The sequence below is a fragment of the Streptomyces sp. NPDC096105 genome (assembly GCF_044763335.1).
Lineage (GTDB): Bacteria > Actinomycetota > Actinomycetes > Streptomycetales > Streptomycetaceae > Streptomyces.
The window spans coordinates 1-23456 of the sequence record NZ_JBIWGC010000007.1; the positions used below are offsets into that span (position 1 = coordinate 1).

The 23456-nt window shown below is 74.7% G+C and carries 22 protein-coding genes and 4 pseudogenes; 12 read left to right on the plus strand and 14 right to left on the minus strand.

Features of this window, described 5'->3' with window-relative positions; genetic code table 11:
• Both ACIQ8B_RS13565 and ACIQ8B_RS13570 read left to right on the plus strand, forming a co-directional pair.
• Positions 1–418: pseudogene (locus ACIQ8B_RS13565) on the plus strand (hypothetical protein); the annotation flags it as partial.
• An 11-nt stretch (positions 419–429) separates the two neighbouring features.
• Positions 430–1020, plus strand: a complete 591-nt coding sequence (locus ACIQ8B_RS13570; protein ID WP_403546785.1) for a hemerythrin domain-containing protein — start codon at positions 430–432, stop codon at positions 1018–1020.
• Positions 1021–1260: 240 nt separating this feature from the next.
• Here ACIQ8B_RS13570 and ACIQ8B_RS13575 read toward each other — a convergent pair whose 3' ends face one another.
• Positions 1261–1860, minus strand: a complete 600-nt coding sequence (locus ACIQ8B_RS13575) for a hypothetical protein (protein WP_403546786.1) — start codon at positions 1858–1860, stop codon at positions 1261–1263.
• 357 nt (positions 1861–2217) lie between these two features.
• A complete protein-coding gene (locus ACIQ8B_RS13580; RefSeq protein ID WP_106411748.1) occupies positions 2218–2475 on the minus strand; it encodes a hypothetical protein in 258 nt (85 codons plus the stop codon).
• A gap of 392 nt (positions 2476–2867) precedes the next feature.
• Between ACIQ8B_RS13580 and ACIQ8B_RS13585 the strand changes: the two genes are divergently transcribed.
• The 4 genes and pseudogenes from ACIQ8B_RS13585 to ACIQ8B_RS13600 all read left to right on the plus strand — a co-directional run.
• On the plus strand, positions 2868–3287 hold the full coding sequence (locus ACIQ8B_RS13585; RefSeq protein WP_403546787.1) for a hypothetical protein: 420 nt from the start codon (positions 2868–2870) through the stop codon (positions 3285–3287).
• Between the two features lie 124 nt (positions 3288–3411).
• Positions 3412–3864 (plus strand): DUF1360 domain-containing protein, encoded by a 453-nt coding sequence (locus ACIQ8B_RS13590; protein ID WP_403547093.1) that lies wholly within the window; start codon positions 3412–3414, stop codon positions 3862–3864.
• A 348-nt stretch (positions 3865–4212) separates the two neighbouring features.
• Positions 4213–4626 carry a hypothetical protein gene (locus tag ACIQ8B_RS13595; RefSeq protein ID WP_403546788.1) on the plus strand — a complete coding sequence of 138 codons (414 nt, stop codon included), beginning with the start codon at positions 4213–4215 and terminating at the stop codon, positions 4624–4626.
• Positions 4627–4718: 92 nt separating this feature from the next.
• Positions 4719–4892, plus strand: a pseudogene (locus ACIQ8B_RS13600) (transposase); the annotation flags it as partial.
• A 16-nt stretch (positions 4893–4908) separates the two neighbouring features.
• On the opposite strand, the gene ACIQ8B_RS13605 reads toward ACIQ8B_RS13600, so the two are convergent.
• The 3 genes and pseudogenes from ACIQ8B_RS13605 to ACIQ8B_RS13615 form a co-directional block, all read right to left on the minus strand.
• Positions 4909–5361, minus strand: coding sequence for a DUF4383 domain-containing protein (locus tag ACIQ8B_RS13605; RefSeq protein ID WP_365415680.1), 453 nt, complete (start codon positions 5359–5361; stop codon positions 4909–4911).
• A gap of 318 nt (positions 5362–5679) precedes the next feature.
• Positions 5680–6243: a hemerythrin domain-containing protein gene (locus tag ACIQ8B_RS13610; RefSeq protein WP_403546789.1), complete on the minus strand. Its 564-nt coding sequence runs from the start codon at positions 6241–6243 to the stop codon at positions 5680–5682.
• A gap of 642 nt (positions 6244–6885) precedes the next feature.
• Positions 6886–7124, minus strand: a pseudogene (locus tag ACIQ8B_RS13615) (transcriptional regulator); the annotation flags it as partial.
• Between the two features lie 288 nt (positions 7125–7412).
• Between ACIQ8B_RS13615 and ACIQ8B_RS13620 the strand changes: the two are divergent.
• Both ACIQ8B_RS13620 and ACIQ8B_RS13625 read left to right on the plus strand, forming a co-directional pair.
• Positions 7413–7787, plus strand: coding sequence for a hypothetical protein (locus ACIQ8B_RS13620; protein ID WP_403546790.1), 375 nt, complete (start codon positions 7413–7415; stop codon positions 7785–7787).
• A 209-nt stretch (positions 7788–7996) separates the two neighbouring features.
• A complete protein-coding gene (locus tag ACIQ8B_RS13625; protein WP_106411752.1) occupies positions 7997–8362 on the plus strand; it encodes a helix-turn-helix transcriptional regulator in 366 nt (121 codons plus the stop codon).
• A 39-nt stretch (positions 8363–8401) separates the two neighbouring features.
• Here ACIQ8B_RS13625 and ACIQ8B_RS13630 read toward each other — a convergent pair whose 3' ends face one another.
• The 5 genes from ACIQ8B_RS13630 to ACIQ8B_RS13650 all read right to left on the minus strand — a co-directional run bounded on the left by ACIQ8B_RS13630 (position 8402) and on the right by ACIQ8B_RS13650 (position 16683).
• Complete coding sequence (locus tag ACIQ8B_RS13630; protein WP_403546791.1) at positions 8402–10936, minus strand: SWIM zinc finger family protein; 2535 nt, start codon at positions 10934–10936, stop codon at positions 8402–8404.
• A complete protein-coding gene (locus ACIQ8B_RS13635; protein WP_403546792.1) occupies positions 10933–13899 on the minus strand; it encodes an SNF2-related protein in 2967 nt (988 codons plus the stop codon). Before ACIQ8B_RS13635 ends, ACIQ8B_RS13630 begins: the two co-directional genes overlap by 4 nt.
• An 86-nt stretch (positions 13900–13985) precedes the next feature.
• Positions 13986–14600, minus strand: a complete 615-nt coding sequence (locus ACIQ8B_RS13640; protein ID WP_290009083.1) for a sugar kinase — start codon at positions 14598–14600, stop codon at positions 13986–13988.
• A complete protein-coding gene (locus ACIQ8B_RS13645) occupies positions 14597–15745 on the minus strand; it encodes an ROK family glucokinase (protein ID WP_290009082.1) in 1149 nt (382 codons plus the stop codon). Before ACIQ8B_RS13645 ends, ACIQ8B_RS13640 begins: the two co-directional genes overlap by 4 nt.
• Before the next feature lie 200 nt (positions 15746–15945).
• Positions 15946–16683, minus strand: coding sequence for a GntR family transcriptional regulator (locus ACIQ8B_RS13650; RefSeq protein WP_403547095.1), 738 nt, complete (start codon positions 16681–16683; stop codon positions 15946–15948).
• Between the two features lie 128 nt (positions 16684–16811).
• Between ACIQ8B_RS13650 and ACIQ8B_RS13655 the strand changes: the two genes are divergently transcribed.
• Complete coding sequence (locus tag ACIQ8B_RS13655; protein WP_403546793.1) at positions 16812–17834, plus strand: Gfo/Idh/MocA family oxidoreductase; 1023 nt, start codon at positions 16812–16814, stop codon at positions 17832–17834.
• A gap of 41 nt (positions 17835–17875) precedes the next feature.
• Here ACIQ8B_RS13655 and ACIQ8B_RS13660 read toward each other — a convergent pair whose 3' ends face one another.
• The 3 genes from ACIQ8B_RS13660 to ACIQ8B_RS13670 form a co-directional block, all read right to left on the minus strand.
• Entirely contained in the window at positions 17876–18076 is a 201-nt protein-coding gene (locus tag ACIQ8B_RS13660; RefSeq protein WP_403546794.1) for a hypothetical protein, read from the minus strand.
• Positions 18077–18351: 275 nt separating this feature from the next.
• The gene (locus tag ACIQ8B_RS13665) at positions 18352–19026 is read right to left on the minus strand and encodes a response regulator (RefSeq protein WP_403546795.1); all 675 of its coding nucleotides are present in this window, start codon (positions 19024–19026) and stop codon (positions 18352–18354) included.
• A 78-nt stretch (positions 19027–19104) separates the two neighbouring features.
• Positions 19105–20355 (minus strand): sensor histidine kinase, encoded by a 1251-nt coding sequence (locus ACIQ8B_RS13670; RefSeq protein ID WP_403546796.1) that lies wholly within the window; start codon positions 20353–20355, stop codon positions 19105–19107.
• Positions 20356–20534: 179 nt separating this feature from the next.
• Here ACIQ8B_RS13670 and ACIQ8B_RS13675 point away from each other — a divergent pair, with 179 nt between their 5' ends.
• Positions 20535–20738, plus strand: coding sequence for a hypothetical protein (locus tag ACIQ8B_RS13675; RefSeq protein ID WP_403546797.1), 204 nt, complete (start codon positions 20535–20537; stop codon positions 20736–20738).
• Positions 20739–21133: 395 nt separating this feature from the next.
• Positions 21134–21886, plus strand: coding sequence for an SDR family NAD(P)-dependent oxidoreductase (locus ACIQ8B_RS13680; RefSeq protein ID WP_403546798.1), 753 nt, complete (start codon positions 21134–21136; stop codon positions 21884–21886).
• A gap of 57 nt (positions 21887–21943) precedes the next feature.
• Here the strand turns inward: ACIQ8B_RS13680 and ACIQ8B_RS13685 are convergent.
• Positions 21944–22472 (minus strand): annotated as a pseudogene (locus ACIQ8B_RS13685) (allantoicase); the annotation flags it as partial.
• A gap of 129 nt (positions 22473–22601) precedes the next feature.
• On the opposite strand from ACIQ8B_RS13685, the gene ACIQ8B_RS13690 reads away from it, so the two are divergent.
• Complete coding sequence (locus ACIQ8B_RS13690; protein ID WP_290009070.1) at positions 22602–23405, plus strand: IclR family transcriptional regulator; 804 nt, start codon at positions 22602–22604, stop codon at positions 23403–23405.
• Positions 23406–23456: the final 51 nt, after the last annotated feature.

Genomic DNA, 23456 nt, shown 5'->3' on the forward strand with positions numbered 1-23456 from the left:
GTGCTACCTGTACTACTCGTTCATGGAGCAGGAGAGCGACCCGAAGGTCAAGGCGATCTGGGAGCTGCACCTGAACATGGAGCTGGAGCACCTGCGCATCGCGTGCGACCTGATGCGCCGCCACGACGGCCGCGAACCGGCCGAGGTGCTCGCCCCCGAACTGCCCAACGTGCTCACGTTCGAGCCGAACAAGGCCTACATCCGCGAACTGCTGGACACCCAGATGGACCTCACGACCCTCGGCGCGGGCTACGTCCGCGAGGCGCACGAGCGGTTCGAGAAGATGCAGGAGCAGATCCACGGCGGGGAGAATCCGCCGAGCGACCGGGTGATGCACGAGCACCACGAGATGTTCGGCCGCGAGTACCGCCTCCAGACCGAGGGCGAGCACCCCGACCCCGCCCAGCGCGAGAAGTGAGGACGCCCCACATGCCCGAACCGCAGACACCTCAGGCCGGCGACGACCAGGCACCCGACATCGACGTAGTGGCGCTGCTGATGCGTCAGCACGGTGACATCCGCAACCTCTTCGACGAGGTCGAGCAGAGCCGGGGTGAGGAACGCCGGGACGCCTTCCGTCACCTCGTGCGCCTGCTGGCCGTGCACGAGACCGCCGAGGAAGAGGTCGTCCACCCCTTCGTCCGCAGGGCGGTCGAGGGCGGCGAGCACGTCGTCAGGGATCGCCTGGCGGAGGAGAAGTCGGCGAAGGAGACGCTGGCGGCCCTGGACGACATGGACACCGACGACCCCAAGTTCATGCCCCTGCTGATGCGGCTGCGCAAGGACGTCCAGGAGCACGCGCGGGCCGAGGAACGCTACGAGTTCGCCCATATCCGCCGCAGCACCGACGCCACCGGCCTCGCCGCCATGGCCAAGGCCGTCAAGGCCGCCGAGGCGATGGCTCCCACCCGGCCGCACCCCGGTGTCGAGTCGGCCACCGCCAACGTGGCCCTCGGCCCGGTGGCCGCACTCATGGACCGGACGAAGGACGTCATCCACAAGGCCATGGGGAAGAGCTGACCTACCAGGGAGTCGTCGAGTCCGCCGACCTCGAGATCGCCGAGGGGAGTACAGGGGCGCCACCGCCTGCGCCTCCCCGGCCGCCGCGAACCGGGCGACGCCGGCGGAGGCGGGCGGTCCGCCCACGATGGTGAAGGCACTGTGCGCGACCGCGGGCGTGCGGACGGGCTCCCGCACCGCGGTTCCGCTCGAGGGACGCCCCTCCGTCGGCTCCGGCCGGGTCCCCCTGCCCAGGCGCCCTCACTCCGGGCCGAGCTCGACCGTCGTCGTGACCCGGGTGACGGAGGGGTTCCTCGGCACCGAACCGAACCCGAAGCGCACGGGCGGCTCGACGGGTGCCATCGCCCCGAGGCCCGCGCCCTCGTAGTCCGCCGACACGGCACGGATCGGCAGCAGGTCCCGGGCGCCGTACCACTCCCGGCGGCCCCGGCCGGCGCTGCCGCGGGTGCGCACGCCGGGCAGCAGCAGGCGGGCGGGCCGCTCCGTCAGCGCGCTCCACGCCGGACGGCGGGCGAGCGCGCCGGGCACGGCCCGCAGCGCGAAGCCCGAAAGCCCTCGCCGGCCGGTGGTGAAACGCAGGCCGAGGGGCCCGGCGGTGACGGTCCAGACGCCGTCCGTGACACTCACCTCGACCGGGACGACGCGGACCGTGTCGAAGAGGTAGGTGCCGCTGATGAAGTCCGCCGTCGCGGGTGTGGGGGCCAGCAGCAGCCTGTCCCCGTCGGGCCGCTCCACCATCACGTCGCTGAACGCTCCGAAGGGTGACCGTTGCCAGTGGCCGAGCACGATCCGTGTGCCGGAGGAGGTGCCCGTGCCCGCGATCCAGCCGTCGAAGCGCACGCGCGGACGTCGCGTGGCGGTGCCGGAATCCGGGCGGGGGGTGTCAGGAGGGCTGGGGGGCGCGCTCCGGGACGCACGGCCTGGAGGTCCCGAGCCGTCCATGCCTGACTCCTTCCGGGAAGTGCGCCGAGAGCTCGCCGGGGAGGGCTCGCCGGAGGCCCGCCGCTGCGGTCAGCGTCTCCTCCAGCACACCGACGCCGGCGGGCGCACCCGCCGCTCCGCTCCGTATGCCACCACGGGCTCGGGTCCCCCGCGGACGATCGCAGGAAACCCGCGGCGCCCGGCGCGGCGGACGGAACGGCCAGATCATGAAGAGGGCCGGCACGCCGGGTGGCCGGGCGAGACGCCTCGCCCGGCTCAGGGAAGGTAGTAGGTCTGCCGCAGGAACGCGGCCGTGTCCCGCAGGGCCTGGGTGTAGCCCGCCTTGTAGCGCGCGTCCGTGTCGGTGCGCCGGTCTTCGGCCTCCGCCCACTGGTCGAGGTGCAGGGCGATGTCGAGGTGGTTGCGGTAGAGCGCGCCGTGTTCGCCGTCGAGGGCCGCTCGTGCGCGCTCCTCGTCCCAGTCCTCCAGTTCGCCGGTGTCGAAATCCAGCAGTTCCTCGTCAGGCCGCTGCACGGTTTCCTCCTTCGTTCCCCTCGAACCGATGACGAGCAGCCCCCGTCGTCCTCCCAGGTACCCTTCATCGGATCCCAGCCGCGTCCGACGACCGGCTTCCGGACGACGGGCTTCTGGTCGACGGACAGAGGGACAGGAAGCAGCGTCGCTTCTCCTCTCGGTCTGCCGCCGCACCTGGCTGAGGCCGAGTGCGCGCGCTTCGGCCGGCACGGCCTCCCTCAGCACCGGACCCGCTTCCGTGGCCCCGGTGACCGTCCCCCGGGAACAGTCGGTCCCTGCCGCCCGGCCGCGGCGGGTCCTCGCCCGCCCGCTCCTGACCCGGGGCCGTCGCAGGGGGCTCGTCCGGCCTGGTCGGCCGTTTGCGACATACGCAGGTGGGGACCCGGCTGCTCATGACCACGACGCCACGCCGTCGGATGCGGCAGAACCGGGTCCTGTGGCCGCCGGACCGCCTGGAACGAGATCACCGGGCCGACGCGGTGATCGACGCGATCGGCCGGGGTGTGCGTGCCCTGCCGTCCGGCCACGGCCGGGGCGCGCTGCACGGAAGGTGGCTGGGCCACCCCCTGCATCCGCTGAGGGTGCAGGTGCCGATCGGCAGCCGGCGGTCCGCGGCCCTGCTCGATCCACGGCCCGGCCGCTCCCGTGAAGCGGAAGTGCTCGTCGGCGTCGGCCTGACCGCCGCCGTCCCCGCGGCCCTGGCAGGCTGGGCCGACCGGGCGGAACACACGGACAACAACCGGGAGACGGAGCGGCGACCGGGCGCCGCGGAGGAGGGTGTGACCCATGGATCCCCTGACCGCCACGTCTGACGACAGGGCTGGCACCACAGGCGACGCCGCAGCCGGTGAGACGGCTGACAGCCGTCTCGCATCACGCCTGCGCGAGCTTGCCCGGCGCACCGGACGACGGTACTCCGCGGGGCACGACCGGCCGCTGGGCGGCTATCTCGCGTCCATGGCGGGGTTCGGGGCGTACACGGCGGCTTGGGCCACGGCGGTACGGCTGCGCGGGACCCCCGTGCCCGACCGGCCCCAGCCCTGGGACGTGGTCCTGACCTCGGTCGCCACCTTCCGGCTCAGCAGGCTGCTGAGCAAGGCGTCCGTCACCAGTCCGCTGCGCGCGCCCTTCACGCGGTACGTCGGCCCGCAGGGCCCCGCCGAACTGCACGAGGAGGCGGACCCGGAAGGCGGCAAGGACGCCGTCGGCGAGCTGGTGACCTGCCCGTTCTGCACGAGCGTGTGGGTGGTGTCCACCCTGACCGCCGGCCAGTTGCTGTGGCCGAGGGCGACCCGGACCGCCATGGGCGCGCTCACGGCACTGGCCGGCGCGGACGCGCTGCAACTGGCGTACGGCGCACTGGTGAGCCGGACCACCGGGGACGACTGACCTGGCCCGCGAAGTGACGGAGTGCGGCGCCCACGCCGGCCGCCGCACTCCGTCACACCCCTGTGCGCGGAGGCCCCGCCGAGCCCCGGCGGGGCTCCGTCCGGTCTGTCCAGCCGTACTCCGCGGTTCCTGACGGGACGACCGGCCGTGCGCCGCGAGAGGGCGGTTCGTAGCTTGGTGTTCGGTTCATCGCTGAGCTCGGGTGGGAGATGCCGTTCGGCCCTCCGTGCCGGAGAAGAGCGCGAGGCGGCCCGCCAGGGCTTCATCAGCAGCCTCAGTGCCGTCGCCGGTTCCCCGGCCGAGCCGCGCCCTTGACCTCAACCTTGGTTGAGGCGCAACACTCGGCGCATGGAGATCGCAAAGAGCAGCACCCTTCTCTTCCGCAACACCATGCGCATCACGGACGGTCACCTCGACGGTTTCCGGCGCGCCATCGCGCAGGCGGTGGCATTCGCCCAAGAGCACGGCCCTCAGCTCATGGTCGAGGTCTTCATCGACGAGGAGCGGATGCTGGCGCACAGCTTCCAGCTCTACCGCGACTCCGACGCCGTCCGCGCCCACTGGCGGCTCTCGGATCCCTACATCCGCGAGGTGATGAAGCACTGCACCGTGCAGCACTTCGAGATATTCGGCGCACCGGACCATGACATCGTGGCGGCCCTCAAGACCCCTGACGGCGCGTCCTTCCCCTTCGTCGTCTCGCCGCGCCTCGTCGGCTTCAACCGTCTTGGGACGCCTGGCTCGGGTGAATCACCCTCTTAGCGGGGTTCACGACTCCTTGAGTGGATCTGCTGCCGCCTGACGGTGTGGTGACGGGGCGGAACCCGCCGGTTTGCGTTTGTCGATCCGGTGAGGTGAGCGGACGCAAGCCATACCCGGGCGGCTTATCGGACGGGCAGTGGGCGTTGATCGAGCCGGTGCTCACCGCGTGGAAGGACCGGCACCGCTCGGTCAGCGTCCATCAGGGCGCCTACGACGTGCGGGAGACCGTGAACGCGATCCTCCGCCAGGGGCGGACCGGTTGCCGGCTCGGGCCGCTGTGCTTCAGCGGGCTGTCGGCGCGGCCCGGCGGGTGAGGAGGACGCCCAGGGCGATCATGCCGACGCCCAGGACGAAGTGCAGCCAGTTGTCCGCCGTGTTGACCGGCACGAAGTTCGCCGCGCTGTCGTGGTCGATGACCAGGCCGTAGATCCACAGGATCAGGTAGATCACACCGCCGCCGATGAGGAAGGCGCGGGCGGTGGAAGCCGCGCGGGCCATGACGATGCCGGCGAGGCCGAACAGCAGGTGGACGATGTTGTGCAGGATCGACACCTGGAAGATTCCCAGGAGCTTGGCCTCGGAGTGGTGCTCGGCGAACTTCATGGTGTCGTAGTCGGTCGTGACACCGGGGATGAAGCCGAGAACGCCCACCAGGAGGAATACCGCTCCGACGGCGAGCGCGGCCTGCTGGACCCTGGTCCGGCCGTCCGCGGGGGTGGTGTGGTGGGTGGTCATGACGGTGATGCTCCTTCCGACGGTGCGGCGGCCGGAGCCGCGCAGCATGATCACTGGTTGTCCTTTACCGCCCGCTTACCCCGCCTTCCCTCCTTCAGCGCACCGTTGCTTCTCAGCCTCCCGCGCCACATCCGTCCCGCGAAGCAGGGGAGCCGGACGAGCACGAAGGGGCCGCAGGCCAAGGACGTCCCACCTGCGCGAGCAACGCCCCGGCACCCCGTGCACTGCTCCGTGGTGCTGCCAGGAGCTGGGCGCGCGTTCCCGGCACGCCGCGTGCGTCTCGTGCGGCAGGTACGGCGGACACGGTCCGGTGAGTCTTCAGCCCTGTCGGCCGCGGCCGGTGAGCGCGTCGCGCAGCCGGTCGACCATGCCGACGCCGGGGGCGAGGAGTTTGTTGGCGGGCGGCGTGTCGGGTGCGGCGGGGTGCGGGCGGGTGGGCGCGGTCTCCTTGGCCGTCCGCACCTTCTCGCCCAGCTCCTGCAGGGCGTCGGCGGAACAGGCGTCGGCCAGCAGGGGGAACAGCCGGTTCTCCTCGTCGTCGATGTGTTCGGCGACGGACGTCTTCAACTGCGTGATCAAGGTGTCGAACCGGCCGTCACCGGGCTCACAGCCTTCGAGTTCCTTGAGCATGCGCTCGACTTCGCTGTGGTCGGCGATCTCCTTGTCGGCCAGATCGTCGCCCCCGTCGACGTAACGGCGCACCGCCGGGTACAGGTGTTCCTCCTCCGCCACCGAGTGGCGCACCAACTCCCTCGTCAGTTCGTCCGCCAGATCGCGCCGTCGCTGTTCACCCGTGGGCAGCGCCTCGATCTGTTCGAAGAGCGAGTCCACCTCGCGGTGGTCCGTGGTCAGTTCCTGAATGATGTTTCCGCCATGTCCCATGATCGGCCTCTCCTTCTCGGTCCCCGGGCGCGGCGTGGATCCCTGTCTTCGTCGCCTTCCGGCGGAGCCGTCCGCGTCTCGTGCGGCGTCCGGCCACCGCGGCGTCACCGCTCACCGCGCACCGCCGGCGAGCGGAACAGGCAGGAGAGCGCTTCTTCGGCACCCGACAGGGGATGAATGCCACGCGACACGCCGGTGACGCCGTGCAGCCCGCCGTTTCACTCCGACGGCCGATGCCGAGCCGCGCTCCGTGGCCGGAGCCGAAAGGCTGCCGTGGTCACGACGGCCCGGCACCGCGTGAGCCGTCCACCGGAGAACCCGGGAAGTGAAGGACACCGGGCTGCTCGCAACCGTCCGGTCCTGCCACCCCGGCACCCTGCGCCAGACGCGGTGGGCGGACGCGAAGCTGAAAGAGCCCTCCGCTCACGTCCTCGTCAGCCGACCGCGGGACGGCCGCGCACCGGTACGGTGCGCGCACAGCGCACGGACGGCGCGAGCGCACGGCGTGGACCGGCCCGCCTGCCTTCGGACGCCGCGCCACCGGGCGCCGGCGACTGCTCAGCGGTGCGTGCGTCACCGGGCACCGCCGCGCGGGTGCCGGCGTCGGGGAGGCACCCGGCGGCGGGCCTGGACGCCAGGCTCTCAGCGCGCTGCCAGTCCCTCCAGCGCGCTCACCGCCTCGGCCAGGCCCCGGGGACGGGCCGTGCCCGGGACGGGGCGGCCCGACCGGCCGGGGCCGAGGGTGTGAGGACGAGGGGGCTGCGGCGGGCGCCGCGTACGCCCCACTCCATGGTCGCCACGTGCTGGGCGAGAGGGCGGCTCGCCGTGGTGCGGAACTGGGCTCACAGGACGACCGCGGCCGGGCCGGTCCTGCGTACCGCCGTTCGAGCCCGAGCGCGGCGGCCACACCGCCAACCTCGTCGTGACGGCGGAGCCGGTGGACGCCACTTGATCGTGTGTGTCGTCGTCACGTTCGTTCGCTCGGCGCTTTTCGAACTGGTTGCGGTCACACAGCCGTTCCCGGCGCAAGCGTTCGATCAATTACGGGTCATCCCTGAAACCCGTGCCCTCCGGCACGTTCCGCCCGCCTAGCGTTCCAGCGCGGCCGAGGCGAAAGGCTTCCCCTGGAGGCCGCCGCGGCCCTCACATGACTGGAGAGGGAGACGCCCGTGGCAAGTGTGGAAGTGTCGTTGAAGGACATCATGACCAATGTCGAAGGGGCTCTGGGTGCGGCCGTCGTCGACTATTCGAGCGGCATGGCGCTGGGCACGCTGGGCGGGGGGAAGGACCTGGACCTGACCGTCGCGGCGGCCGGCAACACCGATGTGATCCGCGCCAAGGTGCGCACGATGGAACTGCTGGGCCTCACCGGGCAGATCGAGGACATCCTCATCACCCTCGAGTCCCAGTACCACCTGATCCGGCTGGTCACCGGCCGCAGCGGCAACGGCCTGTTCCTGTACCTCGTCCTGGACAAGTCCCGCTCGAACCTGGCGATGGCCCGCCACCAGCTCAGGCGGGTCGAGGAACAACTGGAAGTGTGAGCTGCCCCGGGGCCCGGCCGACGCACGCCCATGATGTGAAGACTTCTTCAAGTCGCCACATGAACATGGCCCCAAGCCGCGGGCGCGCGCCGTGCCGAGCCAGCAGGATCGGCGGCGAAGGCGAAGGACCGCACATCGTGCGGCGGCGCCCGCGGAGGGTGCCGCCGCGTTCCGGAGAACATCCCCGACGCGGCAGGGAGCGCGCACCCATGCAAGTCCCCCTCTACCAGGCCAAGGCAGAGTTCTTCCGGATGCTGGGGCACCCGGTGCGCATCCGGGTGCTGGAGCTGTTGCAGCACGGGCCGGTGCCGGTACGGGACCTGCTCGCCGACATCGACATCGAACCGTCCAGCCTCTCCCAGCAGTTGGCGGTGCTGCGCCGGTCCGGCATCGTCGTCTCCGTACGGGAGGGCTCCACCGTGACGTACGCCCTCGCCGGCGGCGACGTCGCCGAACTGCTGCGCGCGGCCCGGCGGATCCTCACCGAGCTGCTGGCCGGGCAGAGCGTGCTCCTCGCGGAGCTGCGACAGGTGGACGTGCCGGTGCCGTCGGCGTCCGGGGGCGGGGAAGGGTAGGGCAGGGCGGGGCGGGACGGGAGTCTTCCCGGCCGGCCGTCAGACGTCGCCGAAGGTGTCCAGGCCGGTGAGGGCGCCGACCGGGTCGGGGTCGGGGGTGCCTCGGGGCCACCAGTCGTCCTGGCCCGGCTCGGACTCGTACGCGTACCAGAGGTGGTCGCGGCCGAGGCGGAGCTGGACGTGGCCGCGGGGGTGGGTGAGGCGGTTGCGCCAGGGCCGGAAGGCGGGGAGGTCCGCGGCGAGCAGCAGCGGGCGGGCGCGGTCGAAGCGGCCGGCCGGCGGATCCCACGGCTCCTCCAGCACGGCCAGTCCGTTCGGCCCGCCCTGCCGCCACGCGGCGACCGCGCGCGCCAGGTCGCCGGGGGTACGGCCGGCCGCCCGCGCGAGGGACGCGTACAGCGCGCGGGTGCCGGCGGTCAGCCCCGAGCCGGGGCGGGCGGCGGCCAGGCGTACGGCGTCGTGCCACAGGGTGAGCGGGCCGACCGGGTCACGGCCGGTGGTGAGCAGGGCGTGCGCGCGGGCCGCCGCGTCGGTGGCGAGCTGGTCCAGCGCGAACGGGTCCGGGCCGCCCGGGGACTCCGGGTAGGCGGGTGGCTGCTCCGGGTGCTGGGGAGGCGGCAACGGCGCGGGCAGCGGCGGGAGTTCGGGGCCGCGCCGGGACACGGCGTCGGTGGCGCGTATGCCGGGCAGCGGTTCCGGCTCCCGTCCCTGGGCGGCGCGGGCGGCGCGGGCCGCGCTGAGCCGGGACAGCGCGTCGATCACCTCGCGTTCGCCGCGCCCGCGCAGGAGGAGCAGCACGAACGGGTCGGCGTCCAGCAGCCGGGCCGTCTGGTAGCAGAGGGCCGCCGCGTGCTTGCACGGATGGCCCGAGTCGGGGCAGCTGCAGCGCGGCACGAGGTCACCCGGACCGGGCAGCAGGGGGACGCCGCAGTCGGCGAGGGACTGCGGCATCTCCTTGTCCAACAGGGCCGCGATGTGGCCGGGGCGGTCGGCGGCGGTGTCCAGGAACCGCTCCCAGTCGGCGTCGTCGAACGTCCGCAGCCGCACCTGCACCCGGTAGGGCCGGGGGCGGCTGCCCTGCACGTACGCCAGGACCAGTCCCGGCGTGACGGTGATGGCGTCCACGTGGCCCCGCTCGGCGTAGCCGCGTCCGCGGGCGAGGCGCGCGGGGTCCAGCGCGCCGTCCTCCAACGCGGTGACCCACGCCCTCCCCCACCAGGTCTCGGCGAACGCCTCGCCGTCGCCTCCCGAGGAGCGGGGCGGGAACGGCGGGAAGGTACGGCGGTGGTCGCCGTCCCGGGCGGGGGCGGCCATGGAGCGCGGGGTGACGGGGGGCGCCGCCCGTCCGGCGGCGTCATCCGGTCCCTGGCTCGCGGCGGGAGCCGGTCCCGGATCGACAGCGGAAGCGGGTCCCCCGTCGGGGACGGCAGGCCCCCCGCCCCGGGCGGGGACCGGCTCCTGGGAAGCGGGCGTGGCGGGCCCCCCGGTGCCGGGGCCGCGCCCCGGGGTGCTTACGGGCCGGGCGTTCACGTCGGCGGAGGCGGCGGGTGTCGCGTCGTCCGCCGTGTCGGGCATGCGGAAGGCGTCGGCGAGGGTCTCCCGGATCTCGCGGGCGCGGCGGTCGGCGGCGCGGTCGCCTCGGGTGGTGCGCGGGACGCGGGGCGCGGGGTCGCGGCGGGGGCGCTCGGCCGCCTCCACCTGCTCGCGGGCACGGGCCCGCGCCCGCTCCTCACGGGCGGCGCGCAACGCCTCCCGCGCGATGTCCCCGGGGCGGGGGTCCGGGTGCGACTCGGTGTCGTCGGTCGAACCGGACGCCTCGTGCCCGCCCGGGGCGGCGGTCGGTGCCCGGCCGGCCGGGTCGGCCGCGTCCCCCGTGGAGGCATGACCGGCCGCGTCCCCCGGGGTGGCGGCCGGCGCGTCGTCGTCACCGGTGGCGCCCCCGGAGCGGGGCAGCGCGTCGGGGCGCGGCGCACTCGTCGAGGTCCCGTCCGACACCGGTGCGGCTGCGTCCGCCGCGTCGGCGGAACCCTCCTCCACGCGCGGACGCGCCGCGCCGGGCGCCCCTCCCACGGCGGGCTGGACCTCGCTCACGGAGGACGGGGCCTCGCCCGCCGCGTCCCCGGAGGGCGCCTCCCCCGCGTACGGCGGCCGATCGCCGGTTCCGGCAGGCGTCCCCTCGCCGTGCCACGCCCCTTCGTCCTCCCCGGAGCGCGCCTGCTCCGCGTGCCGCGGCCCGCCGCCCGCCGCTCCCCCAGCAGCCGTGCCCGAGGCCGCCCGGGGATGGTCCACGTCCGCGCCGACCGGCGCCGCGGAGGTCTCGCGCCGCGCCCGCAGGGTGCGGCGCAGCGCCTCCCGGGCCGCGTCGGACGGGCGGGGTGTCCGGCCGGCCGGGGAAGGCGGACCGCCCTGCGCGGCCTCCTCCGCGGGGGCGGCCGGAGCGGCCGGCTCCTCCGGGGACCCCGCGTCCCCGGACAGGGCCTCCGCTCCTCCGGACAGGGCCTCCGCTCCCCCGGGCCCCCGCTCACGCGCCGCACGCAGCGCCTCCCTCACCTGCTCCGACGGCCGGGACGTCATGCCGTCCTCCGCAGGGACACCAGGTCGGACAGCTCACGGTCGGACAGTTCCGTGAGCGCGGACTCGCCCGAGCCGAGGATCGCGTCGGCGAGGGCCCGCTTGGACTGGAGCATCTCGGCGATACGGTCCTCCACCGTGCCTTCGGTGACGAGCCGGTGGACCTGGACGGGCTGGGTCTGCCCGATGCGGTACGCGCGGTCGGTGGCCTGCTCCTCGACCGCCGGGTTCCACCAGCGGTCGAAGTGGACGACGTGCCCGGCACGGGTGAGGTTCAGGCCGGTCCCGGCCGCCTTGAGGGACAGGACGAGAACGGGGACCGCGCCGCTCTGGAAGCGGTCCACCATCCGCTCCCGCTCGGGCACCGGCGTACCGCCGTGCAGCAGGTCGACCGGGACGGCGCGTTCGGCGAGGTGGCGGGTGATCAGGCGGGCCATGCCGACGTACTGGGTGAAGACGAGGGCCGAGCCGTCCTCGGCGAGCACCGTGTCCAACAGCTCGTCCAGCAGGGTGAGTTTGCCGGAGCGGGCGGCGAGGCGGTCCCCGGCCGGGGCGTGCTCCTCCTTCAGGTACAGCGCGGGGTGGTCGCAGATCTGCTTGAGCGCGGTCAGCAGCTTCAGCACCAGGCCGCGGCGTCCCATCCCCCGCGCGGTCCCGATGGCGAGCATCGACTCGCGCACCACCGCCTCGTACAGCGCGGCCTGTTCACGGGTGAGCGGCACCGGGTGGTCCGTCTCGGTCTTGGGCGGCAGCTCGGGGACGATGCCCGGGTCGGACTTCTTGCGCCGGAGCAGGAAGGGACGGACCAGGCGGGCCAGCCGCTCGACCGCCTGCTCGTCCTCGCCGTTCTCCACCGCGCGCGCGTGCCGGGCGCGGAAGGACTTCAGGGGGCCGAGGAGGCCGGGGGTGGTCCAGTCGAGGAGGGCCCACAGCTCGGAGAGGTTGTTCTCCACGGGTGTGCCGGTGAGGGCCACCCTGGCCGGGGCCGGGACGGTGCGCAGGGCCTTGGCGGTCGCCGAGTGCGGGTTCTTGACGTGCTGCGCCTCGTCGGCGACGACCATGCCCCACCGCTGCTCCGCCAGGGCGGGCGCGGCGGAGCGCATGGTGCCGTAGGTGGTGAGGACGAAGCCGCCGTCCAGCCCGTCCAGGGTGCGGTCGGAGCCGTGGAAGCGGCGTACCGGCACACCGGGGGCGAACCGGGTGATCTCCCGCTGCCAGTTGCCGAGCAGGGACGCGGGGCAGACCACCAGGGTGGGTTCGGGGCGGGCCCTTTTGAGGTGCAGGGCGATGAGGGTGACGGTCTTGCCGAGGCCCATGTCGTCGGCGAGGCAGCCGCCCAGGCCGAGGGAGGTCATGAGGTCCAGCCAGGCCAGGCCGCGGAGCTGGTAGTCGCGCAGGGTGGCGTCGAGGCCGGGCGGGGGCGCGGCGGGCCGCACGCCCGCGGTCAGGCGGTCGCGGAGGGCGGCCAGCGCCCCGGCGGGCACCGCCTCCACCGTCTCGCCGTCGACCTCCGCCTCCCCGGTGAGGGCGACGGACAGCGCGTCGACCGGGTCGAGCAGCCCGAGGTCCCGTTTGCGGGCCTTGCGGACGAGGGCGGGGTCGACCAGCACCCACTGGTCGCGCAGCCGGACGACGGGGCGGTGCGCCTCGGCCAGGGCGTCCATCTCGGCCTCGGTGAGCGGGTCGCCGCCCAGGGCGATCTGCCAGCCGAACCGCAGCAGGTCCTCGCTCTCGAGGAAGCCGGTGCCGTCGGTCGCCGAGCCGGGGGCGGGCCGGACGACCGCCGTGGCGGTGAGGTCCTGCGCGAGGTCGCGTGGCCAGTGCACGGCGACCCCGGCCGCCGCGAGCCGGGTGGCCGCCACGCCGAGCAGATCGCTCAACTCGTCCTCGGACAGCGCCAGCACGTCCGGGACGTCCTGGTCGGCGAGCCGGTCCAGCGGGGGCCAGACGCGGGCGGCGCGGCGCACCGCGAGGGCGGCGTCCACGCGCGCGCGGGGCCCGAAGCCGTGGTCGGCCTCGCCCGACCAGAGGGCCGTCGCGTCGGCCACCAGGGTGGGGTCGGAGAGGCTGTGCACCTGCACGATCGCCGCGCCCGCGCCCCGCGCGCCGCGCCCGCCGCCTGCCGTCTCCCCGGTGTCGAAGAGGTCGTGGGCGGACAGGTCCAGACGGAGCGAGATCCGCACGCCGGCGTCCATGCCGGCCGCGACCTCGGCGGCCCAGTCGCGGGCGCCGGGCAGCCGCTGGGGCCGCCGCGCGGCGAACGGCGGTCCGGAGGCGTAGGGCGCGGCGGGTGTGCGGGGCAGGGTGTCGGCGACCGCGTCCAGGAAGGCGCGCACCAGGGCTTCCGGCTGGGGCAGCCGCAGGGGACCCGGGCCGGGCAGCGGCACCGCGTGGCCCTCGTACGGAAGGGCGGCGGCCACCGCGCGCAGGTGCGCCACGTCGTCCGGCTCGAGCGGGCCGGCGCGCCAGGCGTCGTACCCCTCCGCGGTGAGGCCGGGCAGCAGGCGGCCGCGGGCGGTGAGCCGCAGGGCCTGCAGGGCGGCGGCGCCCCAGCAGGCGGTCGCGGGGTGGGCGGCCGGATCGTGCCGGGCGCGGACCAGCAGGGGCAGGGCCTCGTCCACGGGCAGGGACAGCGCGGGGACGCTGCGGCGGCGCACTCCCGCACCGTGCGGGCGGACGACGGTGAGACCGGTGCGGCGGGCGCCGGCGGCCCCCTCGGGAGGCTCGCCGTGACCCCCGGAGGACGACCCCGCCCCCTCGGGAGGCGCTCCGGCACCCTCGGAGGACAGTCCCGCCCCTTCGGGAAGCTCTCCGGCACCCTCGGGGTCGTAGAAGACGACCCGCCCGTCGCGCGGGAGAGGCGCCGGCAGGAACACGGCCGGGAGGCGCGGGGACGGGACGGGTCCGCCGGGCCCTTCGGCCGGCACGGCCCGCTCGGCCGCCGCCGTCACGGTCGCCTCGCCCATACGCCTCGTCACCTCCCCGTCCGCCTGTCGGACCAGTCGTCCCCGACTCTACGGGCGGGGTCCGACAATCGGCTCCGGCGGCCTGGTCAGGGCACGGTGCGGGCCACGACGTACACGCGGGGGTAACCGGGTTTGTCGTGGTTGACGACCACCTCGTGCGTGGGCGCGGGGTTCTTCTGCTCGTGCACCAGGCCGGACCAGGTGCCGGGGCCGTCGAAGGTCCAGCCGGTGACGTCGCGGTCGCGCTCGGCGATGGGCAGGCGGTCCTTCCTCAGGTCCTTCTCCGACATGCCCATGCTGGTGAGGAAGGCGGTCAGGCCCGCGTCGCTGGTCTCGAACTCGACGTACAGGCGGCTGGTCTTCCAGTTGTTCGTCTCGTACGAGGCGACCCACCAGGCCGGGTGCGGCACCGGCACCTCGTAGATGCGGCGCTGGAGCTTGGACGGCCAGCCCTCGGTGAGGCCGGTCGCCGAGTACTTCGCCTCCTTGTCCTTGCCGCTGGCCCGGCTCTGGTTGGCGGAGATCACCAGGTAGCCGGCCGGGATGCCGATGAGCAGGACGATGATCAGCAGGGTGAGGGCGCGGCGGCGGATCATGTGCCGGCGGTCCTCACCTGGATGCGCCCCGCCCGCGCCACCGGGGCCGCCCGTCCCGTCAGGGCGGCCGGGGCCGCCGCTCGGCGGAGGGTGCTCGGCCGTCACAGCGCCTCCGAGATGGAGCGGCGGACCTCCGTGAACCGTTCGTAGCGCTCGTACCGCTCGACACGGCGGCGCTTGGCGCGGCGGAAGCGGCGGGCGACCAGGCGGGCGAGGTCGGCGGCGCCGACCATGCCGGCCTCGGGGCCGAGCTGGGCGCGCACGATGCGGGCCTCCGGGCGGTAGCCGCGCCCGGTGAGGTGCCGCTTGAAGGCGTCCCGGGCGGGGCCGATGAGCAGGTCGTCGGCCGCGGAGACGCCGCCGCCGACGACGAAGCAGGAGGGGTCGAGGGCGGCGGCCAGGTTGGCGATGCCCACCCCGAGCCACTGGCCGATGTCCTGGAGCAGCTCGATGCACATGGCGTCGCCCTCACGGGCCAGCTCGGTGATCATCGGGCCGCTGATGTCGGCGATGTTGCCCTTGACGTGCTCGATGATCCCGTAGGCGACCGGGGAGTCGGCGGCGGCCAGCTCGCGCGCCTCGCGCACCAGCGCGTTGCCGGAGCTGTACTGCTCCCAGCAGCCGCGGTTGCCGCAGGGGCAGCGGTGTCCGCCGGGGACGACCTGCATGTGGCCGAACTCGCCGGCGACGCCGTACTTGCCGCGCTTGACCTGGCCGTCCTCGAGGATCGCGCCGCCGATGCCGGTGCCGAGGGTGATCATGACGAGGTTGTCCTCGCCGCGTCCGGCGCCGAAGCGCCACTCGGCCCAGGCGGCGGAGTTCGCGTCGTTGTCGACGAGGACCGGCACGGCGAGGCGGCCGGCGAGGCGGTCCCGCAGGGGTTCGTTGCGCCAGGACAGGTGGGGGGCGAAGAGCACCCGGTTGCGGTCGGCGTCGACCCAGCCGGCCGCGCCGATGCCGACGGCGTGCACGTCGTGCCGGTCGGACAGGTCCAGCACCAGCTCCACGATGGTGTCCTCGACGACCTTCGGGCTCTTGGACTTGTCCGGGGTCTCCGTGCGGAGCTTCTCCAGGATGTTGCCGTCGGCGTCCACGACGCCCGCCATCACTTTGGTGCCGCCGATGTCGATGCCCACGGTCGGCACCCGGGGCGCCGACAGGTGGGAGCGGCGCTCCCGCGTGCCGACCGTTCTGAGGACGGTGGCGCGCCGGGATCCGATGGGGGCGGTGAAGTCGCGGTAGCTGCTCATCGGGTGCGATTCTGCCGCACGGGCACGCCGATCGCGGTACCGGGCAGGTGACGGGGTACGTCGGTTCCCGGCGCCGGAAGCGGGCGGAGGCGGTTCCCCGCCGTTCGCGTCCGCACCGGATCGGGTGTGCGCGCCCTCCGCCTGTGGACCGCGTCACATTGTCCGGACAATGCGACGATCACGCGCGCGAGTGGCCCGGTTCAGTTCCGTACGAGCAGCTGGAACTCGAAGGAGTACCGCGCGGGCCGGTAGGTGTGCGTGCCGTACTCCACGGCGCGGCCGGTGTCGTCGAAGGTGACCCGCTGCATGGTGAGCAGCGGGGCGCCGGGCTGTTCGCGCAGCCGCTCGGCCTCGACGGCGGTGGCGGCCCGCGCGCCGATGGTCTGGCGGGCGCTGTGCAGGGTGATCCCGGCGGCCCGCATCAGCCGGTACAGGCCGGTGGCCTCGAGCTGGCCGGTGTCCAGGTCGAGCAGGCCGGGCGGGAGGTAGTTGCACAGGTGCGCGATGGGCTCGCCGTGCGCGGAGCGCAGCCGCTCGATGCGGTGCACTTCCCCGCCCTCGGTGACCCCGAGCGCGGCGGCGACCTCGGCGGACGCGGTGACCATGGTGTTGACCAGCACGGTCGTGGTGGGGCGCTGGCCGGCGGACTCCAGGTCGTCGTAGAGGCTGCTCAGCTCCAGCGGGCGTTTGACCTGGCTGTGCACGACCTGTGTGCCGACGCCGCGGCGGCGCACCAGCAGGCCCTTGTCGACGAGCGACTGGATGGCCTGGCGGACCGTCGGACGGGACAGGCCGAGGCGCCCGGCCAGCTCGATCTCGTTGCCCAGCAGGGTGCCGGGGGTCAGGGCGCCGTGCTCGATGGCGGACTCCAGCTGCTGGGCCAGCTGGAAGTACAACGGCACGGGGGAGCCGCGGTCCACGCTCAGCTCCAGCTGCACGGTCGGGTCCATTTCTGGTTTCGGCACGGAGCGAGCGTATCGGCGTGGGCTGTTGACGGGAAGTCGGGTAGTTCGGTTGTCCGGACATGCGCGTTGACAGGGAGCGGTGCGAGCCCCACTTTGTTTCCATGCGCATCGGGGTCATCGGTACGGGCCGTATCGGCACCATTCACGCCCACACACTCAGCAGACACCGCGAAGTGGGTTCCCTCATCCTCACGGACGTCGATCCGGCGCGGGCCCAGGCCCTCGCCCACCGGCTCGGCGAGACGGCGGCGCCGGGAGTGGACGAGATCTACACCTGGGGGGTCGACGCCGTGGTGATCACCGCGGCCACCTCCGCCCACGCGGACCTGATCGCGCGGGCGGCGCGCGCGGGTCTGCCGGTGTTCTGCGAGAAGCCCATCGCCCTGGACATCGCCGGCACGTTACAGGCGATCACGGAGGTGGAGACCGCCGGGACGGTGCTGCAGATGGGCTTCCAGCGGCGGTTCGACACGGGCTACACGGGCGCCCGTGAGGCGGTACGGGCGGGCAGGCTGGGGCGGCTGCACACGGTGCGGGCGATGACCAGCGACGCGCAGCCGCCGGACGCCGGGCACCTGGCGCAGTCGGGCGGGCTGTACCGGGACACGCTCATCCACGACTTCGACATGCTGCGCTGGGTGACCGGCCGCGAGGTCGCCGACGTGTACGCCACCGGGTCGGACGCGGGGCCCCCGGTGTTCCGCAAGACCGGGGACGTCGACACCGGCGCGGCGCTGCTCACCCTCGACGACGGGACCCTCGCCACGGTCACCGGGACCCGGATGAACGGCGCCGGCTACGACGTGCGCATGGAGCTCGCCGGGGAACGCGACCAGATCGTGGTCGGCCTCGACGACCGTACGCCCATCGCGTCCACGGAGCCGACCGGGCCGCCCGCGGCGGACAAGCCGTGGACCGGCTTCCTGGAGCGGTTCGCCCCCGCGTACGAGGCCGAACTGATCGCGTTCGTCGAGGTGGTGCGGGGCGAGCGCCCCAACCCCTGCGACGGTCGTGAGGCCCTGCGGGCCCTGCTGATCGCGGAGGCCTGCGAGCGGTCCCGCCGGGAACGCCGGCCGGTCCGCCCGGCGGAACTGCTGAGCAGCGCCCAGGAGGCGCTCACGTGAGACACGGGGGGCGGTGCGCCGGGCGGCGCCCCGCCCCGGTTTCACGGGGTCCGGACCGTCACCGGGAGGACGGTCCCCTGCGCCACCGCGCGCAGCGTCTCCTCGTCGTCCTCCGTCACCGTGAGGAGGTCGCGGCGGGCGACGGCCTGGCGTCGGCCCGCGGGGACGACGGTCGCGCGGGCGCGGAGGGTGCGGCCGGTGGCCGGGCGGAGGCACGGGACGGAGGGACCGCCGGTCGGCACGGACGGGCCGAGGACCGCGCCGGCGGAGGACCCCGTCGGCGGCGGAGGTGAGCGCGTCGCCGGCGGCGTGGGCGAGGATCCCGCCGTGCGGGAAGCCGTTCCGCTGCCGGAGGCCTCGCGGACGCCGGTCCCGGGGGCGCCCCGCCGCCGCCGAAGGCGGTGGGCCGGGCGCCGAGCAGCCGGCGGAAGGGCCGCGCGGCCGGCGGTTTCCGTGCGGCGGCGAGGTCGGGCACGGGCGACGGGGTCGTACGGCAGGCGTCCTCGAAGCGGGGGAGTCAAGGGCTGTCAGTGCCCTCCAGCAGCCCCGCGTCATGGGCGAGCAGCGCGATCTGGACGCGGTTGCTGAGGTCGAGCTTGGCCAGGACGCGCGAGACGTGCGTCTTGACGGTGGCCACGCTCATGTACAGCTCGGCGGCGATCTCCGCGTTGGCGAGACCCCGGCCGACCGCCACGGCGACCTCGCGTTCGCGGTCGTTGAGGGCGGCGACGCGGTCACGGGCGCGGGCGCGCCGGGTGTCCCCCGCGTCACCGGCCGCGTGGGTCATCAGCTGCCGGGTGACCGCGGGCGACAGCACCGGGTCGCCGGCCGCGACGCGCCGCACCGCGGCGACGATCTCGGCGGGCGGGGTGTCCTTGAGCACGAACCCGGCCGCGCCCGCGCGGAGCGCGCGCAGCACCTGGTCGTCGGCGTGGAAGGTGGTGAGCACGACGACCTGCGGGGCGTCCTCGCGGCGGCGCAGCGCCTCGGTCGCGCTGAGCCCGTCGACCGACGGCATGCGGATGTCCATGAGGACGACGTCCGGCCGGGTGCGGTCGACGAGCGTCTCGACCTCGCCGCCGTCGGCGGCCTCACCGACGATCTCGATGTCGTCGGCGCCGCCCAGCATCAAGGACAGCCCGGCCCGCACCAGCGGGTCGTCGTCGACGAGGAGCACTCTGATCGCAGTCATGGGCGGTACGTAATCACGGCCGGGCGGGGCGGGGACACACCGAGGGCGGGGACGGGGCGCACCGGGGTTCCGGGGTGTTCATCGCCACGGCAGCCGCGCCCTCACCTCGAAGCCGCCGTCGGGAGTGGGACCGTGTTCCAGGGCGCCGCCTGCCAGGGTGGCCCGTTCGGTGAGGCCGATCAGACCCTGTCCGGCGCCGGGCACGGCCGGTACGTCCCCTTCCGGGGCGGGGTTGCGCACGGTCACGGTGAGGTCCTCCCCCGGGCCGCCGGCGACGGACACGGTGACCTCCGTGCCGGGGGCGTGCTTGCGGGCGTTGGTCAGGCCCTCCTGGGCGATGCGGTAGGCCGTGCGGCCGACGGAGGCGGGGACGGAGCCCGCGTCCGTGACCCGCTGCTCCAGGGTGACCCTCGTGCCCGCCCGGCGGGACTCGGCGACGAGGGTGTCGAGCGCCGCGAGCGTCGGCTGCGGGCGGCCCGCGTCCTCGCTCTCGCCGGCCCGCAGCACCCCGATGATCTCCCGCAGGTCCTGGAGCGCCTCGTGGGCGCTCTCCCGGATCACACCGGCCGCCCGCGCGATCTCGTCGCGTGGGGCGTCGGGCCGGAACTCCAGGGCGCCCGCGTGCACGCTGAGCAGGGTCAGCCGGTGCGCGAGCACGTCGTGCATCTCCCGCGCGATGGCCTCGCGGGCGAGCCGCTGCGCCTGTTCGGCCCGCAGCCGCGCCTCCGTCTCGGCCCGCCGGGCCCGGTCCCGCAGGCTGAGCATGAGCTGCCGCTTGGACCGGACGAACATGCCCCAGCCGACGACGGCGACCGTCAGCACCACGAACAGGACGACGACGGCGGCGTACGGCAGATCGGGGTCGGGGCGCCACCAGAAGTACAACGGCACGAGTACCAGTTGGGCGCCGGCCACCCAGGCCACGTACCGGAACGGCCGGTGCACGGCGAGGGTGAACAGGGCGATGACCGCGACCCCGCCGGAGGTCTCGGAGACGAAGCTGACCGGCCCCATGGCGGCGGCCAGGCCGAGCGGCCATCGCCGGCGCAGCCAGACCACCGCGCACGACAGCGCGCCGAGCAGCTGGTCGACGACGGCGACGGCGTGCGGGAGGTCGGTGTTGTCGCGCAGCGCCTCCGCGCCGAGCACTCCGATCAGGACGGCGAGCAGGAAGCAGGAGAAGTCGACGACCCAGTCACGGGCGGTGCGCCGGGGCCGGCGGCCGGAGCGGCTCGCGTCGGGGTCGAGCTCATGGATGAGGGCGGACGGGAAGAACCACCGGGGGCCGGTGTACACCGGGGCGGTCCTCACCGCCTTGTCATCAGTCACAGCCGACCAATCTAGGCAGGGGGCGCCCGGTGCGGCGCCCCGCGGGCGGGATCGTCGACCGAAGTCGCACGACCGCAGACTTTCGGCGTCCCGGCCGGCCCCGGCCGTCCACCTCGGTCGGAAAGGGCTCGTCCCGCGGCCGATGCGGGTGGGTGGTCCGCGGGGCGAGAGTCGGTGACATGAGACGACTGCTGGAAGTGCTGGGGTTCGTGGCCGTGCTGCAGGGCGTGGCGGGTCTGGTGACGGAGTTCACCGGCCGGCACTGGGGCCTGGTGCGGCAGGCAGGGTTCCTCGACGGCCACGGGCTCTACGCGAGCGTCGCCCTGCTGGTGCTGGGCGTCGCCCTGTTCGCCGTCGCGGAGGCCGGGAAGCGCGGCGAGTGACCCGGATGCGGGGCAGGTGACCCCGCCGGGCGGCCGGCCCGGCGGCCACCGCCGCCTCTGTCCCCGCCCCCGTCCCGTCGCGCCACGTCCCGCGGCGCGGTCAGCAGGAGGGGCCGAACAGGCCGAACGGGACGTGGTGGCCGGCGGTGCGGTGGTCCTCCCGGTGCTCCTCACCGGTGACGACACGGCGGGCGCCGCGGGTGGGGGACCGGGCGTGATCACCGTGGGCTCGTGGCAGCAGCCGGTCCGCCGGCCGGGCCGGACGCCCTCCCGGTTCTGGAGGACCGTGCCGTCCCGCTCGGACGGGAACGGGCCGCCCGGGCCGGGTGACGGTGCGGCAGGTCGACGTCCGATCGCCGCCGGCGTCGCGGCGCCCCGGCCGCTGGGATGGACGCATGACCACTCACACCATGGAGAAGACCCTGCTCGGCCGGACCGCGCTGGTGACCGGCGGCAGCCGCGGCATCGGCGCGGCGACGGCGCTGCGGCTCGCCCGGGAGGGCGCGGACGTCGCGGTGACGTACGTGAACGGGAAGGAGACGGCGGACGACGTCGTGCGGGCCGTCGAGGCGCTGGGGCGCCGCGCGGTGGCCCTCCGCGCGGACGCCGGCGACCCGGAGGAGGCCGCCTCGGCGGTGACCGCGGCCGCCCGGGAACTGGGCCGGCTGGACGTGCTGGTGAACAACGCGGGCGTCGGCCTGCTCGGCCCGCTGGAGTCCCTCTCCCCCGCCGACGTCGACCGGGTGCTCGCGGTGAACGTGCGCGGTGTCTTCCTCGCCTCGCGCGCGGCGGCCTCCGTCATGCCGAGCGGGGGCCGGATCATCACCGTCGGCTCGGCTCTGACACAGCGGGTGGCCGGCCCCGGCGCCACGCTCTACGCCATGAGCAAGGCGGCGCTGGTGGGGCTGACCAAGGCGCTGGCGCGGGAGCTGGGCGAGCGTGGGATCACCGCGAACATCGTCCATCCGGGTCCCACCGACACGGAGATGAACCCGGCGGACGGCCCGTACGCGGCAGGCCAGGCGGCGGCGACCGCGCTGGGCCGGTTCGGCACGGCCGCGGAGGTGGCGGAGATGATCGTCCACCTGGCGGGCGCGGCGTACGTGACCGGCGCGGAGTTCACGGTGGACGGCGGGCACGCGGCCTGAGGCCTTCGCGGAGGGCGCTCGGCGTCCCCTCCCCGGGGGCCGGGCGCGCTCCCCGCGTCAGCCCTCGAGCTCCCGCCGCCGTGCCTCCGGGGCGGCCGCCCCCGGTCCGCCAGGGAGCCGAGGAGGCGCAGGCGGGAGATGCCGCCGCCGGGGCGGACGTCCATGCGCGCGTGGGCGCCCGCCGCCGGTTCCGGGAGGACGAACCGGTGGCCGGTGTCGGGCTGGAGGCGGGTGCGGGGCAGGATCTCCCGCCAGCCGCCGTCCTCGCCGTCCCGCACGGACACCGAGGCCCGGCCGGCCGCGTCGCCCTTCAGGCAGGCGGTGTCGATCTCCACGGCGCGGACCTGGGCCCGGGCGGGAAGGCGGTACGTGATCCAGTCGTGGCCGTGGTCGCGGCGGCGCCGGGGCTCCCGGCCGTCGTCCGTCCTCCGGGAGCGGCCGGGCCGGATGGTGGGGCGGCGGGCGGGTGGAAGCGGTCGGAGGCGTCCTCGGCCCGGCCGCCGTTCCCCAGGGCGACGACGTCGAAGGTGCCGAGCGCCGTGAGCCACGCCGGGTCCGGGACGCCCTCGCCGTGGCCGCGCGACCGTCACGCCTGGGCGATTCCACGAGACGGAGTCGTGCTTCCGTCACGCAGAACGCGGATCCGTACGAGCGGGCCGCCGACCGGCCGCCGGGTAGGCTTCTGACCTCCTGCCAGTCCCGAAAGGAACGCGCCGTGCCGACGTCCAGCGCCAGCACCACCGACTCCGCCCGGCCCGCCGCCAGTGGGGGCGTGCAGTCCCTCGAGCGCGCCTTCGACCTGCTGGAGCGGATGGCGGACGCGGGCGGCGAGGTCGGCCTGAGCGAGCTGTCCGCCGGCAGCGGCCTGCCGCTGCCGACGATCCACCGCCTGATGCGCACCCTCGTCGCCTGCGGCTACGTGCGCCAGCAGCCCAACCGGCGGTACGCGCTCGGCCCGCGCCTGATCCGCCTCGGCGAGTCGGCGTCCCGGCTGCTCGGCGCCTGGGCGCGGCCGTACCTGGCGCGGCTGGTGGAGGAGACCGGTGAGACGGCGAACATGGCCCTGCTGGACGGGGACGAGATCGTGTACGTGGCGCAGGTGCCGTCGAAGCACTCGATGCGGATGTTCACCGAGGTGGGGCGGCGGGTGCTGCCGCACTCCACGGGGGTGGGCAAGGCGCTGCTGGCCGGGTTCCCGCCGGAGGAGGTGCGGGCGCTGCTGGGCCGCACGGGCATGCCGGCGGCCACGGAGAAGACCATCACCACCCCGGAGGGCTTCCTCGCCGCCCTGGAGGAGGTGCGCCGGCAGGGGTACGCCGTCGACGACAACGAGCAGGAGATCGGCGTGCGCTGCCTGGCGGCGCCGGTGCCGGACGCCCCCACGGCGGCGGCCGTCTCCGTCTCCGGTCCGGCGGGCCGCCTCACGGAGGCGGCGACGGAGCGGATCGTCCCGGTGCTGCGGCAGGTCGCGGCGGAACTCTCCGAGGCCCTGACGACCCCGGGCGGACCGGCCGCCTGAGGCCGCTCCGCCCGCCCACGGCCATCACGTCCGGCTCCGGAGGCCGCCAGG

Coding starts and splice junctions, on each gene's coding strand:
- ACIQ8B_RS13635 (WP_403546792.1), bottom strand. CDS start 13,899: ATGGGCGAGGCGACCGTGACGGCGGCGGCCGAGCGGGCCGTGCCGGCC.
- ACIQ8B_RS13625 (WP_106411752.1), top strand. CDS start 7,997: ATGCAAGTCCCCCTCTACCAGGCCAAGGCAGAGTTCTTCCGGATGCTG.
- ACIQ8B_RS13645 (WP_290009082.1), bottom strand. CDS start 15,745: ATGAGCAGCTACCGCGACTTCACCGCCCCCATCGGATCCCGGCGCGCC.
- ACIQ8B_RS13570 (WP_403546785.1), top strand. CDS start 430: ATGCCCGAACCGCAGACACCTCAGGCCGGCGACGACCAGGCACCCGAC.
- ACIQ8B_RS13665 (WP_403546795.1), bottom strand. CDS start 19,026: ATGACTGCGATCAGAGTGCTCCTCGTCGACGACGACCCGCTGGTGCGG.
- ACIQ8B_RS13610 (WP_403546789.1), bottom strand. CDS start 6,243: ATGGGACATGGCGGAAACATCATTCAGGAACTGACCACGGACCACCGC.
- ACIQ8B_RS13630 (WP_403546791.1), bottom strand. CDS start 10,936: ATGACGTCCCGGCCGTCGGAGCAGGTGAGGGAGGCGCTGCGTGCGGCG.
- ACIQ8B_RS13585 (WP_403546787.1), top strand. CDS start 2,868: ATGACCACGACGCCACGCCGTCGGATGCGGCAGAACCGGGTCCTGTGG.
- ACIQ8B_RS13680 (WP_403546798.1), top strand. CDS start 21,134: ATGACCACTCACACCATGGAGAAGACCCTGCTCGGCCGGACCGCGCTG.
- ACIQ8B_RS13675 (WP_403546797.1), top strand. CDS start 20,535: ATGAGACGACTGCTGGAAGTGCTGGGGTTCGTGGCCGTGCTGCAGGGC.
- ACIQ8B_RS13655 (WP_403546793.1), top strand. CDS start 16,812: ATGCGCATCGGGGTCATCGGTACGGGCCGTATCGGCACCATTCACGCC.
- ACIQ8B_RS13605 (WP_365415680.1), bottom strand. CDS start 5,361: ATGACCACCCACCACACCACCCCCGCGGACGGCCGGACCAGGGTCCAG.
- ACIQ8B_RS13595 (WP_403546788.1), top strand. CDS start 4,213: ATGGAGATCGCAAAGAGCAGCACCCTTCTCTTCCGCAACACCATGCGC.